Origin of the sequence: Aquella oligotrophica, from assembly GCF_002892535.1 — a bacterium.
Classification (GTDB): Bacteria; Pseudomonadota; Gammaproteobacteria; order Burkholderiales; family UBA11063; genus Aquella; species Aquella oligotrophica.
This window is the reverse complement of the sequence record NZ_CP024847.1, coordinates 693839-712032: the sequence shown is the minus strand read 5'-3', so window position 1 is coordinate 712032 and position 18194 is coordinate 693839. Positions and strand designations below refer to the sequence as shown.

13 protein-coding genes are annotated in these 18194 nt (G+C 35.5%); 2 read left to right on the top strand and 11 right to left on the bottom strand.

The window, feature by feature from the left end; genetic code table 11:
• Positions 1-31 precede the first annotated feature (31 nt).
• From CUN60_RS03240 to CUN60_RS03230, 3 genes are all read right to left on the bottom strand, one after another.
• The gene (locus CUN60_RS03240; RefSeq protein ID WP_158649270.1) at positions 32-2440 is read right to left on the bottom strand and encodes a putative inorganic carbon transporter subunit DabA; all 2409 of its coding nucleotides are present in this window, start codon (positions 2438-2440) and stop codon (positions 32-34) included.
• A gap of 8 nt (positions 2441-2448) precedes the next feature.
• Positions 2449-4707, bottom strand: coding sequence for an NADH-quinone oxidoreductase subunit 5 family protein (locus tag CUN60_RS03235; protein ID WP_102950652.1), 2259 nt, complete (start codon positions 4705-4707; stop codon positions 2449-2451).
• A gap of 94 nt (positions 4708-4801) precedes the next feature.
• Entirely contained in the window at positions 4802-5245 is a 444-nt protein-coding gene (locus CUN60_RS03230; RefSeq protein WP_158649269.1) for a MarR family winged helix-turn-helix transcriptional regulator, read from the bottom strand.
• Between the two features lie 134 nt (positions 5246-5379).
• On the opposite strand from CUN60_RS03230, the gene CUN60_RS03225 reads away from it, so the two are divergent.
• Positions 5380-6372, top strand: a complete 993-nt coding sequence (locus CUN60_RS03225) for an L-threonylcarbamoyladenylate synthase (RefSeq protein ID WP_102950650.1) — start codon at positions 5380-5382, stop codon at positions 6370-6372.
• 25 nt (positions 6373-6397) lie between these two features.
• A complete protein-coding gene (gene ilvD / locus CUN60_RS03220) occupies positions 6398-8080 on the top strand; it encodes a dihydroxy-acid dehydratase (protein ID WP_102950649.1) in 1683 nt (560 codons plus the stop codon).
• A gap of 58 nt (positions 8081-8138) precedes the next feature.
• On the opposite strand, the gene alkB is transcribed toward ilvD, so the two are convergent.
• The 8 genes from alkB to CUN60_RS03185 form a co-directional block, all read right to left on the bottom strand.
• A complete protein-coding gene (gene alkB, locus CUN60_RS03215; RefSeq protein ID WP_102950648.1) occupies positions 8139-8792 on the bottom strand; it encodes a DNA oxidative demethylase AlkB in 654 nt (217 codons plus the stop codon).
• Positions 8793-8803: 11 nt separating this feature from the next.
• A complete protein-coding gene (locus CUN60_RS03210; protein WP_102950647.1) occupies positions 8804-10339 on the bottom strand; it encodes a cryptochrome/photolyase family protein in 1536 nt (511 codons plus the stop codon).
• Position 10340: 1 nt separating this feature from the next.
• Entirely contained in the window at positions 10341-11756 is a 1416-nt protein-coding gene (locus CUN60_RS03205) for a cryptochrome/photolyase family protein (protein ID WP_102950646.1), read from the bottom strand.
• 66 nt (positions 11757-11822) lie between these two features.
• Positions 11823-11921 (bottom strand): TIGR03643 family protein, encoded by a 99-nt coding sequence (locus CUN60_RS13060; protein ID WP_222593292.1) that lies wholly within the window; start codon positions 11919-11921, stop codon positions 11823-11825.
• Entirely contained in the window at positions 11918-12637 is a 720-nt protein-coding gene (locus CUN60_RS03200; protein WP_102950645.1) for an SDR family NAD(P)-dependent oxidoreductase, read from the bottom strand. The genes CUN60_RS13060 and CUN60_RS03200 overlap by 4 nt, the downstream gene beginning before the upstream one ends.
• A 411-nt stretch (positions 12638-13048) precedes the next feature.
• Positions 13049-14173, bottom strand: a complete 1125-nt coding sequence (locus CUN60_RS03195; protein ID WP_102950644.1) for a hypothetical protein — start codon at positions 14171-14173, stop codon at positions 13049-13051.
• Entirely contained in the window at positions 14160-16352 is a 2193-nt protein-coding gene (locus tag CUN60_RS03190) for a sensor histidine kinase (protein ID WP_102950643.1), read from the bottom strand. The genes CUN60_RS03195 and CUN60_RS03190 overlap by 14 nt, the downstream gene beginning before the upstream one ends.
• Positions 16349-17623, bottom strand: a complete 1275-nt coding sequence (locus tag CUN60_RS03185) for a DNA cytosine methyltransferase (protein ID WP_222593291.1) — start codon at positions 17621-17623, stop codon at positions 16349-16351. Before CUN60_RS03185 ends, CUN60_RS03190 begins: the two co-directional genes overlap by 4 nt.
• Positions 17624-18194: the final 571 nt, after the last annotated feature.

Below are 18194 nucleotides of genomic sequence, written 5' to 3'. Positions count from 1 at the left end.
CCTAGATATACCTAAAATAGATATACACCTGCTATTTATGATCTTTTGCGTAATTTTCAAGTCCAACTTCATCTGGATCAAGTACTACTAAATGCGCCCAACGACCATTAAAGATATTTGCGACTGCCGGTGATTCTGTCAATATCTTAGCAACAAGTTCCCGACTGGCATAAATAATTACCAATAGTCGCATTGGCTCATGAACCCTTGAATCAAGACAACTAAGACTTTGTATTGGTAATCCAATTTTAAAGTCACTAAAGTTACCTTCCATTACACCAAAGCCACCTACTACGTTATGGATTGCTTTATTTCCACTACCATAAATCTCATGATCAGTCGATGAGAAATAATATTGGCTATTAATCCAATGCCCAACTAATACAGGGGCATTCAGAATAAAAGAAAGTATTTTACCATCACTATCCTCTGCTGGCTCATATGAATGGAGAAAGGTTCTTCTTTGTAACTGAAGATTTGCAGTAATTTGACGTGGTCCAATAATGAAAGCTGCATTATTAGCCAAAGCAATCTCAGGAATTAATTCCGCCCAATTCGTTTGCCGTATATGGGGGCTATCATCATTATTAAGCACCATCATACGTTCAAGTCGAAGTAGTTGGCAGGCACTATTAATATCTGATTTAACCTTTTCAAACTCCTCCCCTTGAAGGCTACTCATAGTATCCAAGTTGTAGTATTCAAACTCATCTGTAGTGGTTAGATGACAACTACTAATAAATACTGTATCATCTGGAATACTTATTGAAAATTTTTCAGACAAGATTCTACGAACTTGAGAATTATTTGCGGCCTGACAGAATGCTATTGCATTGGGAATCCCACCATTTCCCCCGCAAGCACCGCAGTCAAGACTAGACTGAAAAGGATTATTTTGACTCTCAGCTTTATGTCCAGCAATAATTACAAATGGTGCAAAATTTTCTGTAAGCCCAATAGCCTTAAAAACAAAGCTCAAACTTTCTGCAACCCCCTCCTGCGTAAAACCTCCGTCTTTAGCAAATATATCAAGGCTTTTATCAGAGAATTCATTTTTCCCTCTAAGCTTCTTCTGTAAATTTTTAACATAGCGATAGATAGGCTCAGGGAAAAATGTTTTCCCAAGTAAAGTAGTGCTAAACCACCCACCTATTGCATCAAAAAGAACAAAAGGAGAGAAAAAACCCGACTTACTTTTATTTATAGCTGAAGCAAAAAGATTCCATGAGTTTAGTAAAAAGCTATTCTTTACAGGTTTATTTATCAACGTCTTGTCTGGAACTACAATTGCGGGACACTGTAAGGAACAGTTGTGCGTCTCGTTATCAACAAGTTTAAACCCTACACCAAAAAAGCCAGCAAACCCATAGGTCTGATAGTTACCCATACTTTCAAAATGACGGCGAATCCCTTCAGAGCGAGTATCGATACAAAATACCGCCTGTGCACTGGAACGATCAGCATTATTGATAATTTTTGGGACAGATTTAATCTGATTAATTAGCTGTTCCTGATATGAATGCTCATAAGCACGTTGCCAAATCAGCCCTAGGTGAAACTTGTTAATTTTACTAGCAATACCTTCAGGTAAGGAATAATTTCTCAATAGCTCAAGAATTGCTAAATTATTATCAGATAGTTTAACCTCCTCATAGGTAATTGCATATTTCTCTTTTAAGAGTAGTTCATATGCAAGCCAAATAGCTAGAAGGTCTTCTAGATTAGCCTTTTTAGAAAAATATGGATTATCCGGACGAGATTCCAACCATTTAATAACTGAAGCCCAGCCAAGCATTTGGAATGCAACGGTCGAAAGATAATCATGCCAACTAGTTAATGGTATGCCAAGCCTTAAAAGTAGCTCAGTTAAAGCATCGAGTGGCTGATCACTAATATTTTTAAGTATTTTTACAAATCTCCGATCATCTATACACGAGTATTTTAACCATGCAGGAAAAAGTCTATCTTCAGATATCGGCATCTTCCATTTGGCTTGCCCTAAATCAAAAAAATCATTACAAAATGCAACCACTTGTCGTTTAACTTGATTATCATTTTCAGTATAAACTAGAGCGCGCTTAGCAAATAAATTTACAGAAAAATCTACAACGGATACATCTACTTTCTCTAATTCTTCCTGAAATAAAGGGTTACTTAGCGATTTAAGAATAAGTCCTTTATAATCCTGACAGTGCTTATCAATAGAAAACTCACTAACAGCAAACTCCAGATTTGCCAATGAGATCTTTCCATCCCGGTAATATTGATGGTATTCATCAAACCTTAATGCTCCTTTGATATCTGTATAACGAGATACCGCCAAAAGCGCAGAATCAATTGACTCTGTGGTTAAATCAAATAATGGATTTACAGCAATAAAACTCTGTAGCGGCCAGTTTATAGGAATGTATTTTTTAATTTGTTCAATAATTTTTTTCATTTTAGCAATTACCTTAAAAACCATTCAAGTTGATTTAGCAGCCAATCAGGATAGACACCACTGGATATATTTATAAAAATTGCGAATAAAATAAATAGCTGCTCCCCAGAGGTAAGATAAATATTTTTAGGCAAAAATATTGATTTACTATTAAATACGTGCTCCTGTAATGCATGCATTATCGCAATTGCAAGTAATAGGAAACCAACCCCAGTCAGGAATATATAAATGAGATCATCACTAGCTAGACTCAGTAAGATGTTTAATTCCGAAATAAAGCTTGCTGTTCCCGGTAGCCCGATTAGTAAAAATAGTAAGAATGAAAAATAGGAGCTATTTAAACTAAGTAAGTTCTTATCCACTCGTTCACTGATTTCACGACTTCTACCTCTAAGAAGGATATTTATCGAACTAAAGACTAAAAAGGAATTTATCACTTGAAAAAGCACAACACTCTTTTCAATTGACTCAGTTCCAAATAAACCAATATTTATTAAACTAATCTGGGATACAAAAAGATACAAATTTAGTCGATCAATATTTAATGCCCGATTTGCAGCAATAAGCATGACAAAATATATCACCTGATTTATAAGGATATTATAAGGGCTTGCAAAAACTTCACCGTGTGAAAAACCAAGATAAGTATAGAAAGAGGCAACAAACGCCAATAAAATGAAGCATACTTCATGATATTGACAAAAAATTTTATTCAGATAATCACCAAAATGACGATACGGATTAAGCAGGTATTTGCGATATCCATCCTCAATGAATAGTTTATTCCGGCTTAAATGATAAACCCATAGCGTAAGCTTCTCAGGTAATATATTTGTGCACGAAGGAATTAACCAAATCCCAATTTGAACAATTAATAAAGTTAAGCCAATTATAACTTTGTATGAATCAAGCATATTTAGGTTAATATAATTAGACAAAATAGTTTCCGTTGAATTAACTAGTAACATATACATGGCAAAAACTAGAGCTACAACCGCTATTGCTAGAATCTTATTTCTAAGATTAAACTGCATAACAAATATTTCTGCAAGGATTTGCGCAAGCGTTATAGATATAAATATAGCCATAATTAAATTACTATTTAATGAATTTCCAGTTGTTTTTACGTAGAAATAATACCCGACAAGAATCACTAGAGTAAAAATAATGCTAAGTAATACTTTTGCCATCTGATGATCAGCCTTTTTCTCTTTATATAAGAGATTATTACCCGCAGATAAAAACAGGAAAGCCTTAAAAAAGCCATGGGCAATTAGATGAAAAATTGCAGCTGCATATAGACCTAGCCCACACTGCATAATCATAAATCCCATTTGTCCCATTGTTGAATAGGCAAGCTGCTTTTTGACATCTGATTGAGTAAGAATAAAGAATGAGGCACAAATAAAAGTAATAACACCGATTGTAAAGATCAAATCAGTTAGGAATAAGTTCCCGGCAATCATAGGACTAATTCTAGTTAATAAGAAACCTCCTGAATTAATAATACCTGCATGCATTATTGCCGAAACCGGAGTTGGTGCTTGCATTGTATCAGGTAACCAGATATGAAAAGGAAACTGAGCCGATTTTGTCATTACAGCCATTAGCACAAGTACAACAATTAGAGTATTTACTGATACGTGCATTCCGATGAAAGTAGTTTTTAACTCAGCATAATTTGTAGTTATAATATCAAAATCTGAGTTACCATAAAATTTGTAGCAAAGAATTACCGCGCTTAGGAAACAAAAATCACCGATTCTATTAATTATAAATTTTTTCTTAGCTGCCTTATTAGCATTGCTATCGTAATGATAATGATTTAGAAGTAGATATAATGAAAACCCAACAAATTGCCAAGCAAGAAAGGCAGTAAATAAGTTTCCGCTAAGTGCAAGGAATGAAACAGCCCCACTTAGTATCGATAACTGTGCCATAAATCTGCCATGAGTTACATCAGATGCCAGATAGCTAGTTGCATAGCGATGGATTATAAAACTCACAAAGTTAATTAAAAGTAACATAATGATACTCAAATTATCGATTTGCAGCTTGATAAATAATGACTTACCCATTACGTTAGTGAATGGAAACTCAAGATATTGAGGATGTCCAATAAAATTGATAAGTGTCACTGAGAGCAGGAACGAAATGAGGATAAATACATTGGTAAGAAGGTTCGTACTTTGATTACGAAAATGGTAAATCAAAGTCAGTATCCCTCCAGTTAATGAAATCAGAGGTAAAGTAAAAAGCAAATTCATTTATCACTCCATCGAAAATTTATTTTCTAAGGTAAATTTCAAATATCTTCATAAGATATTCTAAACAAAACTACAGCCTGTAATTAACATGCTATTAATGTAACGACTTCAATGTATTAATATTGTTTGTAATTCTAGTTATATAGCTTTTTAAAAGCTCTATCTTTTCTTCTGAATAGTTGTTAAATAAAGAGCTAAAGATTTGGTTATATTGGCTATTTATTTCCAAATAAAATTCGTCAAGATTGTCTGCAGAATAAAGATGCCAGATCCGTTTATCTTTTTCATCTTGTAATTTTTTTATCACACCTGCTGCACATAATGACTTAATAGTTTTAGTAATAGTTCCCTTATCAACTTGCATTAAAAGAGCAAGATCTTGCATCGTTATTCCTTGGTTAAGAAATATTGCAATAAGATAAATTACAGAACGTCTTTTCAAAAATTCTTTTTTTAGCTTTAATTGTAAGAGTCTATTACTTTTCTGAATCGCTGACTGAAGCTCAATGAAAACAGCATCTAAATTACAAACTTCCATTTCCAATCTCACATTAGTTGAATTACCAACCATTAATATAACAAATTAAAGTTGAACTGTCAACTTTTTATTGTTGAATTTTCAACTTTATTGTGATATGATAATGTCATAAATAATTGTTACAAGGCTTATAAATGCAAGATAATAAAGACAATTCGCAACTAGTAGAAATAGCGGTTAGCCTATTAGAAGCCGGAAATATAGTAGCAGTTCCGACAGAAACAGTGTATGGACTTGCCTGTGCGATAAATAAGCAAGAAGCAATTAATCTGGTATATAAAATCAAAAATCGTCCAACGCAACACCCACTCATAGTACATATAGCCAAAGCTGATGACTTATCTAATTATGCCAAAGACATACCAAGCTATGTCAGTTTACTGACTAATTCTTTATGGCCGGGTCCACTTACACTAGTGCTGAAAAAAAGTGAGAATGTACCAGATGCAATTACTGGAGGACAAGATTCTGTTGCGATAAGGACGCCAGCCCAGCCACTTCTACAACAAATCATAGACCAACTTGGTGTTCCAATAGCTGCACCTTCTGCCAATAAATTTGGCGGAATCAGTCCTACTGAAGCTAGTCATGTAATTGCAGAATTTGGCAACCAAATAAAGGTTATTGATGGAGGAAGATGTCAACACGGTATTGAGTCAACTATAATAGACGTAAGAGATCATAAGACGTGTACTATTCTAAGACCGGGTCCAATTAGTAAAGGAATGCTTGAAAAAATTCTAAGTTTTAATAGCGAACCTGTAGATATAATTGATATTCAGGATAAGAGTATAAGATTCCCAGGGAAATACGACAAACATTACGCGCCTCGGAAAAAACTCATTTCATTTAAGAATGTTTATGAACTTTCAAAACTTAAAGAAAAACACCCAGAACCTTACGTAATTCATCATACCCCTTTTACTCTTGAATCTATAAAAAGTTATCAAATTGATTCAGAGGCGATTATCTATTCAAGAGAAATCTATAAAGCATTACGAATTGCCGACGAGTCAATGTGTGAAGTCATTTTGATAGAAAGACCTCCTTTAAATAATGATTGGCTAGCTATCAATGACCGTTTAAATCGAGCAATCACACTACATTACAGAGAAATAATTGATTAATCACTTTTAATGGAGATAAATAATCATGACTAAGAAAAACAAATATAGTGCAGTAATCACCGAAGATATTTCTCAAGGTGCATCACAAGCAATGCTTTATGCAACCGGACTTACGGAAGCAAATATTAATAAACCGCAGATTGGCATTTGTAGTGTCTGGTATGAAGGTAACCCATGTAATATGCATTTATATGACCTAGGGAGCGAGGTTAAAAAAGGCGTTACTGCAAATGATATGGTTGGGATGAGGTTTAATACAATTGGCGTAAGTGATGGAATATCAATGGGTACTAGTGGTATGCGCTTCTCGCTTCAATCAAGAGAAATAATCGCTGATTCTATAGAAACAATTGTAAGTGCACAATGGTATGATGGCTTAATTACGATCCCTGGCTGTGATAAAAACATGCCAGGATGTGTAATGGCAATGATTCGTCTTGATCGTCCATCTCTAATGATCTATGGCGGGACAATCAAAGCTGGGAACTATAATGGCAAGCAGCTTGACGTTGTGTCAGCTTTTCAAGCATATGGAGAATTTATCAGTGGTAAGATTTCGGATGAAGAAAGAAAAGGAATAATTCGTAATGCTTGTCCGGGTGCAGGCGCATGTGGTGGTATGTATACGGCAAATACAATGGCAGCCGCAATTGAAGCTTTGGGATTATCACTGCCAAATAGTGCCTCACTTGGTGCAACCGATCATCAAAAAGTAGAAGAATGCAAAAATGCTGGACTAGCAATTAAAAATCTTCTAGAAAAAGATATAAAACCAAGTGATATCTTGTCAAAAAAATCTTTTGAAAATGCATTTAGATTAGTAACGATACTTGGTGGTTCAACTAATGCTGTATTACACCTACTTGCAATAGCCAAAACTGCAAAGATAGACTTTACATTAAAGGATATAGATCGCTTAACAAAAGCTACTCCATTACTTGCTGATTTAAAACCAAGTGGTAAATATGTGATGAGTGATCTGAATCAAATCGGTGGAATCCCATCAGTTATGAAATTTATGCTAAAAAATGGGCTTTTACACGGTGAATGTCTGACGGTAACTGGCGAGACCATTGAAGAGAACTTAAAAAAAGTTAACTCCCTACCCGAAGATCAGGATATTATCAGAAACCTCAGTGAACCAATAAAATTGACTGGACACATACAGGTTTTATACGGCAATATCGCATCAGAAGGAGCAATTGCTAAAATAACCGGAAAAGAAGGCACAAGATTTACAGGTAATGCAAAATGTTTTGATAATGAAGATGCGATGGTTGAAGCTCTAAAACAAAATCAGATTCAGAAAGGTGATGTAATAGTAATCCGTTATCAAGGTCCAAAAGGTGGACCAGGAATGCCTGAAATGTTAAAACCTACCTCTGCAATAATGGGAGCTGGACTTGGTAAAGATGTAGCATTGATTACAGATGGAAGATTCTCCGGTGGCTCACATGGCTTTATTGTTGGACACATTACTCCTGAAGCCCAGATTGGAGGAAATTTAGCTATTATTCAAGATGGTGATTCAATTACAATTGATGCAGACACAAATAGCATTAATGTTAATATTTCAGATGCTGAAATTGAGAAACGAAAACAACAATGGGTTGCACCTGAATATCGAGTTAAAAGTGGAACATTAGCAAAATTTATCAAAAATGTGAAAACGGCTAGTGAAGGATGCATAACCGATGAATTAATCTAGAAAATTTAAGCTAGTGGTTTTAAGTATGTAAACCACTAGCTTTATAATAAGCACACAGTTAAAATGAAGCTTTTCTAAAGGTTAGATTTATTCTTTGTTGTCCTAATAATGGATGATTATCAGATTTTATCGGCGATATTGAATGATAGGCAAGCCGTAAGGATTTACCCCAAACCACTACATCACCATGATGAAGCGGAATACTAAATAGCTTATCGCTTCTCTTCATGTCACCAATTTTGAAAACCGCAGAAAGTCCAAGTGAAACTGAAACTATCGGTGCACTAAAATCATTCTCATCCTTATCTTGGTGGAGCGACATCTTAGCACCCGGTAAATATTGATTGATTAAACAGGCATCAGGGGAAAATAAAGGGTAACCAGCTTTTGTTGCAGCAAGACTTGCCAATTGTCTAAATACCGGTGGCATTTGTGGCCAAGCTAAGCCAGTTAATGGATCTAATGCTGAATATCTATAGCCAGATTTGTCTGATACCCAGCCCACTTCGCCACAGTTAGTCATAGCGACGGACATTTGATAGCCGCCTGGGGTTTGCATTTGACGTAATGGTGACTCTTTAGTGACTCGATCAATTTCAAGCAATAATTCATCTATAAAATCAAACGCCAGTCCTGAAAAATAATGAAAATCGGTTACTGGCTCAGATAGCCGCTCTTCATTAAGCTCCTCAAACAAATAAGCTTGCTTCATCGATAATACACCTAAGAATTTACATACATATTTGCAATAAACTTGAGGTTATCTTCTTCGATCTGCGCCTTTTTATCAGCATCCATCTGATCATAAGTACGGTAGATCATACCAAGTCGTGGATTAGTAGCTAACTTATCTCGGTTTCTTGCAAGAAAATGCCAGTACAGATAATTAAACGGACAGGCGTCACTACCATTTTTTTGTTTAACATCATAGCTACAATTTTTGCAATAATTAGACATTTTATTGATATAGCTACCACTTGCTGCATAAGGCTTACTAGCCAGATAACCACCATCGGCAAATAGTATCATTCCTGAAACATTTGGTAATTCTACCCACTCATAAGCATCGGCATAGACAATCAAAAACCACTCATTGACATCTTTAGGGTCTATTCCGGCAAGTAAAGCAAAGTTCCCAAGAACCATCAGGCGCTGAATATGATGAGCATAGGCATTATTCTTGGTATCAGTGATACACTGCCGTAAACAATTCATTTTAGTATCAGTAGTCCAATAAAAATCAGGGAGTTTATTTTTAGCCAAGAAAAAATTACGCTCAGCATAATCCGGCATTTTAAGCCAATAAACACCACGAACATATTCGCGCCAGCCCATAATCTGACGGATAAAACCTTCCACCGAATTAAGCGGAGCTTTACCAGAGGTGTAAGCTTCTTCAGCCTTTTTTATACATTCCATAGGTAGAAGTAAGCCACAATTAAGATAAAGGCTCAAATGAGAATGAAATAACCAAGCATTCTCCTCTAACATCGCATCCTGATAGTCGCCAAATAAGCACAAGCGCTCTTCGATAAATAGCTCAAGTGCTGCAATTGCTTCGATACGAGTTACTCCATAATGAAACGGATATAAATCACCAAAATGGCTAGCAAAACGCTTTTCTACTAAGGATAATACCTCCTCTGTTATAGCATCAGACTTACTCTGATAAGTAACCGGTATTACCATTTGTGACTTTATTGGCTTACGATTATTTGCATCGTAATTCCATTCACCACCAGCAGGCTTGTCGCCATCCATTAATATCTTAAATTCTTGGCGTAACTCACGATAAAAATATTCCATCCTTAGCTGAGTGCGACCTCGTGCCCAATTCGCAAATTTAGTTGGACTAGATAAAAACCGACTATCCTCACGAATTTCAACCGGAAGATTGAATGTTGCTTGCCATGATTCGATAGCTTTAAGTACCCGATATTCGCCAGGAAAAGTAACGACTATTTTATCTAGCGGATTATTTTTTAGCATCCTTGCAACTTCTGCAGTAAATGAGCCAGCATTATCAGGATCATCTAGCTTGGTGTAAATCACCTTATAGCCTTTTTGTTCTAATTCAATAGCAAAATGACGCATCGCAGAAAATAAAAAAGCAATCTTTTTCTTATGATGCTTTACATAACTAGCTTCTTCCCAAACTTCTGCCATAAAAATAATATCATTACTTTTATCACAATCAGAAAGACTCGAAATAGAATGACTTAATTGATCGCCAAGAATTAACCTTAAAGAGGCAGTCATATTACCCCTTTAATGAAGCAAATGCTGCTAGCGCCTCTTCTCGTGATAGCGAAAGATCAACTATTGGATTAGGATAATTAACACCCAGCTCTACTCCTGCATTAGCCAGTATAGCCGCTGGGGCTTCCCATGGGCTAAATAAATAACGAGTTGGTAAATTTTTAAGTTCAGGTAAATAATGACGGATATATTCGCCATCTGGATCAAATTTTGCACCTTGCGTGACCGGATTAAAAATCCTAAAGTATGGTGCAGCATCTGCTCCACATCCAGCAACCCATTGCCAGCTAGCGCTATTATTGGCTAGATCAGCATCTAAAAGACAATCCCAAAACCAGCGTTCACCGAGTCGCCAATCCAGAAGTAAGTTTTTTACCAAAAATGAACCAACAATCATTCTAACCCGATTATGCATATAGCCAGTTTCCCATAATTCACGCATACCTGCATCAACCATCGGAATCCCGGTTAACCCTTTTTGCCACGCTAGGAGCTTCTCATCATTTTCTTGCCAAGGAAAAGCATCAAACTTAGCTTGCAGATTCTTTTTGGGTAACTCGGGGTTATAATATAGCTGACTATAAGAAAATTCACGCCAGCCTAGTTCACTACAGAAATGATCAGTATTGATATTATCGCCTAGTTGCTTAATCGCATACCATGCCTGATTTGGTGATATTTCACCAAAATGAAGATATGGGGAAAGCCGAGATACAAATTTCTTTGCTGGATAATTCCGCCCTTCCTTATAATCAATGACACCAGACTCAAGAAAGCGAATAAGATAATCTTTGGCTGCCGCTTCACCAAATCCCCAATAACCAAGCATTTTTTTATCCCAAGCGATAGTTGGTAATAATTGTAAATCATCAATCGCTAGAGTGCCCGTATCATCACGGATAAAATTTACATTATCAGGTTCTCTGAGTGGATTACGTGGGTATGGAGCACTTAGGCATCCTTTACGATAAAATGGCGTAAATACCTTATATGGTGTGCCATCATTTTTGCTAATCGTCCATGGCTCCCAGAGTAATGATCCGTTATGGCTTTCGACATCTACGCCTAGTGATTTCAAATGTTCCTTAATCTGCTTATCACGGGCTATTCGCCAAGGCTCATAACAACGATTCCAAAATACTTTACTGATATTATGGCGAGAGCATAAATCTGGAAGAATCTGCGAAGGGTCGCCACAATAAATCGATAATTTGCCACCAAGGCTTTGATTTAATGAAGTTAGCGAATAATGTAGCCAAAATCGGCTAGCACCGCCCATTTTATACTCCTTAGCATTAATATCATCAAGTATATATACCGGAAGTATATCGCCATTAATCGCAGCTTCATATAATGCAGGATTATCACTTAAGCGTAAATCCTGTCTAAACCAGTGAATAACTTTTAATTTTGTCATAACTCCAACTCCATTTGTTCTAATTCCTGTTTCTTAATCGGTTTTTTAGTATTTACTCGTCTAGTTTTACGACTTGCATGTATTTAACTTAATGCTATCAAAAGATACCTCATCACTCCATGCCATTTCAATTATCTCACTAACATGGATACCATTATATATCATGCTAAAATCTCCTCTCCATCCCAAGCATAGCATTTTCCGCTATTTTCAGGAGTTAATGTATTAATCACTTCAAGCATTTTTGCTACGGCATAATCAGCGGTAAATAACTTGCCAGCCGGGACATTAGCCTGAAATGGTTTTGAAAGTCGACTATCAACAGTTCCTGGATGAAGCCCAACTATGATTGCTTGTTTGTAACGCATTTTCATTTCAATTGATAGATTTTTGATTATCATATTTAGTGCAGCTTTAGATGTACGATAACTATACCAGCCACCAAGCTGATTATCGCTAATACTCCCTACTCGCGCAGATAGTGCAGCAAAAACCGCGCGCCGATCTTTGGCTAGCTTAGGTAAAAAATGCTTAGCTACCAATGCCGGAAAAATAGTATTCGCTAAGATAATCTCTTGAAATTTGGCAATTGATAATTCTTTCATTGATTTTTCTGGCATAAATGCCTCATTATGTAAGATACCCGTTGCCACTATTACTAAATCTAACGGAGCATTTTCTGCTGCGATCTCTGCTGAATTGGCGATTGACTCTTCATTAGTATAGTCAATCTCATAAAATTTTGCATTTGCGATAGTAGAACTTGGCTTATTCCTTGAAAAACCAGAAATCTGCGCTTCCGGACAAAGCTCACTAAGTTTTCTGATAAATGCACCACCAATCGTACCCGAACTACCAATAACTGCAATATTATTCATCATATCATCCTATTAATAGTGAAAGCATTAGCAAATAAGTTGAAATATCAACCAGTATTTTAATCAATTGGTAGGGTTTTGTGGATATTTATGTTTAGTTTATAAAAGATAGATCAGTATCTGTGCTTTCATAACTGTAAATTTTTTGAAGTTTATGAGTGGAACTGGGAGTTCAATACATCAGTACTTGAGTGTTGGACAGACTCTCCCCGAATGTTTTGTATTAGTCATAGCTCATTGATGCGGCTACATCAAGATTTGAAATCTCAAAGTTATAACTATGACTTGGTAAAAAGACTAGTAACTTGAGAAACGGCTTATCGACCACTAGTGGTTAAAACTTTTGAATTACCGCTGGTAGTTATATCGAAATCATGACTTTATGTGAAAAATTTAATATATGCGATAATCTTATTAGTGTGATGTTAGTTGCATATATAACTTACCTGTATCAAAATCAGGTGCCCCCTGCCTTGAATAATAAGCTGAATATTTTTCAATAATATCTTTAATAAAAGGCGCTGAAATGGTTGCTACCCGTACCAAGCGTCCATTCTCAAGCAATTTATTTACACTTTCAGTTGATAAATGGTAGATTTTTTCAAAATTTATTAAACTAGCTTCAATTGTATGAAATTTTGGTAAAAAATAGTATTCCTGCTTTTTGTTTTTTAAAAAATTTTCCAACTTTGTTCTATTTTTATTATTTGATCCGGTTTTAGAATTTAATGAAGAAACGTCAACGAATTTACTAAGTAAATCAATTCCAGCAAAAACTATATGTTCTGCGTTTATTTGACCTTGTTCTCGAGGCTCAATACTACAAGCAGGAGTCATAACTATAAACAAAAAATTACTATGGCTGACAATATCTCCAGAAGACAAGTATTTTTTTACAGGAGGATAGATGTAAAACTCGTTGGGATTATATATTTTTACTGACTGATCTATATACTCATTAATATGAAAAAAAACGCTCCTTAGAAGTGATGATTCCTTTTCCTCTGGTGACTGCTCATATTTGCAGTCAATCCAAGATTCAAAAACCCGCGAAAAATGGCTCCAAAACAAATTATTAAGGCACTCTTCAATTTTACCTTTTTTATTTAATATCTTGGTAATCCCCGTATTATAGATTTTAAATATTGTTTCGATGATATGAGTATTATTATTCCCGAATTGATCCTTGGTAATTACTTTTAAAAAACAACTTTGTGTATAATTAGAGTCAATTTCTCCCGGGGTTGATGTGGCAACAATAATCGGCAGTCTTGTATGCTTTTGTAGAATTTCAATTACTTTATTCCCGTTATTGGTATCTCTATCCGCTCCTCTGGATAAAGTGAGATCTATAATCGCAATGTCAAACACTTCGTTTAAATCAGAAAGTCTCTTTATAGCAGAATCGACATCTACTTCTTGAGTAACCATTAATTGACAATCAAGCTGATTCTCATCGCAAAACATCTCAGCAGCTTCTTTATATTCACTGGCCAACTCTCTTTGATCATCCACTAAAAGTACCCTAACTATTTCCATTCTTTACCTCCAATAAAAAATAAGCACCCTCTGAAGAGGATAATACCTTCAGCTCTCCGTTAAATCTTGATACAGCTTCGCCAGCTAGAGCAAGACCAATCCCCATACCATTTGATTTAGTACTAAATCCAGGTTCAAAAATCACAGAACTCTCAATCAGACTATCTTTAATTCCAGGTCCATTATCGCGGTAATGAATTTCCAGACCATCATCACCGTCAATTACATTTATAAAAATTTTTTTATTCAATGTACCATTAAGCCAATATATGCTATTTTCGATAAGATTTGTCATACATATGGATAAGTCAATTTCCCATCCATAGATATTTAACCCCTCCGGGCAGTTAAACTCATAAACAATTTCATTTTGCTCAAACATTGAAGCAAAAAAATCATAAATTTCATTAAATACGTTACTGACATGGAATAACTTCTTTGGCCCCCTTTTATTTGAAGCAAAAGGATCAAACCTTTTAAAAACTTTGGAAAGAAAATTTGTTTGAGTTTTAAACCTATTGCCGCTTTCTTTTAATCTTTCAATATGCTGAAAATTTTTTGTTTCATCATATTTCTTTAACTGGAAATCAATAACTTTAGCTTCATGATTGAATACTTGTATTGGTCTTCTAACTTCATGCAAAAGAACTGTTGTAATCTTACCCAATGTTGCCTGCCCTTGATAAACAGCTATTTTCTGTTCAATATCCTGTAACAGATGACCTTTATTTACTGCTTCAAGTTCAATCATCTGCCGGACTTCTTTTATAACCGAGTCATTAATACTTAATTGTTTTAGCTTTTTATCTATATTATCGGCTATAGTCCTAAAACTAAAAAGATCTCTAACATCTTCTACAATTTTAGATTTTCTTCCTCTTTTTGTTTTTTGACGATAGGCAAGCCGGCGAATCTCAAGTTCATGTAGAGCCTTCTTAATTTGACTCACCAATACATCATATGACTCATTTTCTTTCAGCCCATCCCGAGCACTTTTTTCAATTAGGTTAGAATCTTCCTCACCTTCAATTGTAACAAAACCAGCAATCTGATTATTACTAACTCGAAGCGTAAAATTCTGAATTCTATCCTTATCAAGTTCTAGCCAATCATTGCCATCAGCACCATATGGACTAATCCTGAATTTATTGCGATATAAGTGTACACCATAAACTTGGTCAAGTAATTTTTTTGCCTCACGTTTACCAAGAGGACTACCATCTGAACTCACCAATCCTTTACCAATAAGATTGTTAATCGCTTCTGTATCACGATCATAAACTCTAAGATCCAGATAAATTTTTCCACAATTAGTATCTAACTTTGGCAAATCAGATTTAAATGTTACTATTTCGCTTTGAGTAATTCTCTCAACACCATTTTCATAAGTTAGACTTGCGGTGCCATCTTTATCAATTACTCCAAATATCCTATAATCATAGTAAGAAAGTATTTCACTTGGCTTTATCTCAATCGTCTTACCAAAATAATCGGAAACAGGGCAATTAATAAAACTCACATTAATGCTAAATTCATCAATTTTATTTCCTTCACCTTGTACAATATCAGAAAATGGCGAAATTAGACGTTGTAATTCAAACGTTAGCTTGTCAATCGTGGATTTGTCCTGCCAAATTTTATATTTATCTTCCATTGCCACGATCTCGATTCTTGTACCGGGTGATCGATTTGACTCCTTACGCTCTATCAGAATATCAACCTCATCAAGGAATTTCTCTGAAGTAAATTTGTCCCATTCAATGAAAAAAGAGCTGTACTCTGCTTCAGTACAACTTTCAATAAGCAATTCCTGTCCAAGAAATGCCGCTGCAAATCTTCCCAGCCCTTTTCTCCCTTGCATAATACGCCGCTTATCTGGGCTTATTTTTCGAACCAACTTATCATCCGTTGCAGGTACAAGCCATTTACCAGTGATGGTATCAAAGCTCATACCATGTCCATCATCTTCAATTATAATCTTAAGAGAGTCGTTGTCATTATATTCAAATACAATTTTAACCTCATTAGCATCAGCATCATAACCATTTTTTACAAGTTCAAAAATAGCTGCTGCAGCATTACCAATCAGCTCACTTCCAATACTATGAATAAGTTTTGCTAATGGTCTAAATTTAAAAACTGTTCCACTTTCTTTATCTGAATTTATAATTCCATTCATAGCATTTCTTTCATTTTTGCAGCTATCTGTTTTGCCATCAAAGGCGGTACCGCATTACCAATCTGACGAAATGCGGCAGTCCGGCTACCCAAGTTACTCTTATAACCTTCAAAATAATAATTATCAGGAAAAGACTGTATCCGAGCTGCTTCCCTTATGCTAATTGAACGATTCTGCTTAAGATCTGGATGAATATAGTAGTGTCCATCCTTGGATATGTGAGCTACCATGGTATGAGAGGCATTAAGATCTGCCCCTACCACCTTGAAGCGGTCGGTAAATGCGGTTTCATTTTTATGAGTTTTTAGATGTTTTGGTAAATCTGCATAATCAAGACGTTGCTGACCACTTAACCACTTGGTTATAGCAATACGGTAGATTTCTAGATCCTGATCATTATGTGGACGAGTAACATGCTGAGTCAATACATCTTCTTGGCTGCGTATTCCAGAAGCCACCAAATACTCATTTATTGTGTTTTTTGCATAATTACAACGCTTGAAACTACCCTCACCATTCTGCAATGCTGGCAGATCAGTAAAAAGATCAGCAACAAGAAATTTTTTATCAGTCATAAAATTAATTTGTTTTAAATCAGGAATATTTGCCCCAACATCTATATGACAGCCAACAATAATCAGCCGAACGCGGTTTTGCAACACACCAAAAGCACGTGCATTCAACCTAAAAACTTCTATTTCATACCCTGATTTTCGAAATTTCTGTTGCATATCAGTAAGGTATTTACCATTCTGTGCTGACTGCAAACCAAGTACATTTTCAAATACAAACATCTTGGGTCTGTAATAATTTAGGTATTTAACATATTCGAGATACATATAATTCCTAGCGTCATTCTGCATGCCATCTGCCGAACGTGAGCGACCAACAACTGAATAAGCTTGGCACGGCGGACCACCAATAATTAAATCAACTTCCCTACCATTAAGACTGTTATTAATCTGGCTAAAAATCTGCTCATTATTTTCTGTGCTGATTGCACTATTAATTATCTTAGCATGTTCGCTTTCTGGAAGATGGTTATATAGTTCATCTCTTGTTATTTTTCCAGAAAGATAGTCTAAATATACATCATATCTGTGGTTTTCACGCAAATAGTAATAACACGATCTTGTTTTTAATGTCTTACATGCTGCAGAATCTATTTCCACATGAGCAATTGGTGTGTAGCCAGCCTGAATGAACCCTTCAGAAAGTCCACCAGCTCCGGCAAATAAATCAATAAATGTAATATTTTCGCTTTTCTTCATTGCAAAATTGAATTGTAATATTTCTATAATATATTATACCAGAATAGCTTATTTTATTAGGTACTTAATCTACTACATGAAAATGATGATCTAAAAATGGAATAAAAAAACTGCCGTGGATAACAACGGTAGGAAAACTTTGCCATGTGACAAAGTAAGAAAGGGAAGATGTTGAAAACAACAATAGACCTCTTTCATAACCCATTATTTAGCTCTTAGACTAGGAATAAAGCCTTTGAGAAACGGAATGTACACGTAGTACACGAGTATCGTAAAAGTCTTTATGACAACGGATAAGAGTTAAAGAAGCAGGTTAGAAAAGAGGTCTAATACTTTATTCTACAATTATCTACTATATTATAGCTTTCCCATTTTTGGGAACGCCTATCACGTGTTTTACATATATACTCGGAAATGATTATCATTTAACTCAAGGAAAAGAAAATGCCACTGGAAAACCAATGGCAATTTTGAAGGGAACTGGTAGAACAAGGATTCTTTCCAGTAGCGATATTATAGTTTATCCCCTACCCATCGCCAACTCCAATTTACTGGACTATCATTACCAGCG

What these genes read in the sequence shown, in the direction of transcription:
- CUN60_RS03240 (WP_158649270.1), bottom strand. Translation starts at nt 2,440, where the DNA reads ATGAAAAAAATTATTGAACAAATTAAAAAATACATTCCTATAAACTGG.
- CUN60_RS03235 (WP_102950652.1), bottom strand. Translation starts at nt 4,707, where the DNA reads ATGAATTTGCTTTTTACTTTACCTCTGATTTCATTAACTGGAGGGATA.
- CUN60_RS03230 (WP_158649269.1), bottom strand. Translation starts at nt 5,245, where the DNA reads ATGGAAGTTTGTAATTTAGATGCTGTTTTCATTGAGCTTCAGTCAGCG.
- CUN60_RS03225 (WP_102950650.1), top strand. Translation starts at nt 5,380, where the DNA reads ATGCAAGATAATAAAGACAATTCGCAACTAGTAGAAATAGCGGTTAGC.
- ilvD (WP_102950649.1), top strand. Translation starts at nt 6,398, where the DNA reads ATGACTAAGAAAAACAAATATAGTGCAGTAATCACCGAAGATATTTCT.
- alkB (WP_102950648.1), bottom strand. Translation starts at nt 8,792, where the DNA reads ATGAAGCAAGCTTATTTGTTTGAGGAGCTTAATGAAGAGCGGCTATCT.
- CUN60_RS03210 (WP_102950647.1), bottom strand. Translation starts at nt 10,339, where the DNA reads ATGACTGCCTCTTTAAGGTTAATTCTTGGCGATCAATTAAGTCATTCT.
- CUN60_RS03205 (WP_102950646.1), bottom strand. Translation starts at nt 11,756, where the DNA reads ATGACAAAATTAAAAGTTATTCACTGGTTTAGACAGGATTTACGCTTA.
- CUN60_RS13060 (WP_222593292.1), bottom strand. Translation starts at nt 11,921, where the DNA reads ATGATATATAATGGTATCCATGTTAGTGAGATAATTGAAATGGCATGG.
- CUN60_RS03200 (WP_102950645.1), bottom strand. Translation starts at nt 12,637, where the DNA reads ATGATGAATAATATTGCAGTTATTGGTAGTTCGGGTACGATTGGTGGT.
- CUN60_RS03195 (WP_102950644.1), bottom strand. Translation starts at nt 14,173, where the DNA reads ATGGAAATAGTTAGGGTACTTTTAGTGGATGATCAAAGAGAGTTGGCC.
- CUN60_RS03190 (WP_102950643.1), bottom strand. Translation starts at nt 16,352, where the DNA reads ATGAATGGAATTATAAATTCAGATAAAGAAAGTGGAACAGTTTTTAAA.
- CUN60_RS03185 (WP_222593291.1), bottom strand. Translation starts at nt 17,623, where the DNA reads ATGAAGAAAAGCGAAAATATTACATTTATTGATTTATTTGCCGGAGCT.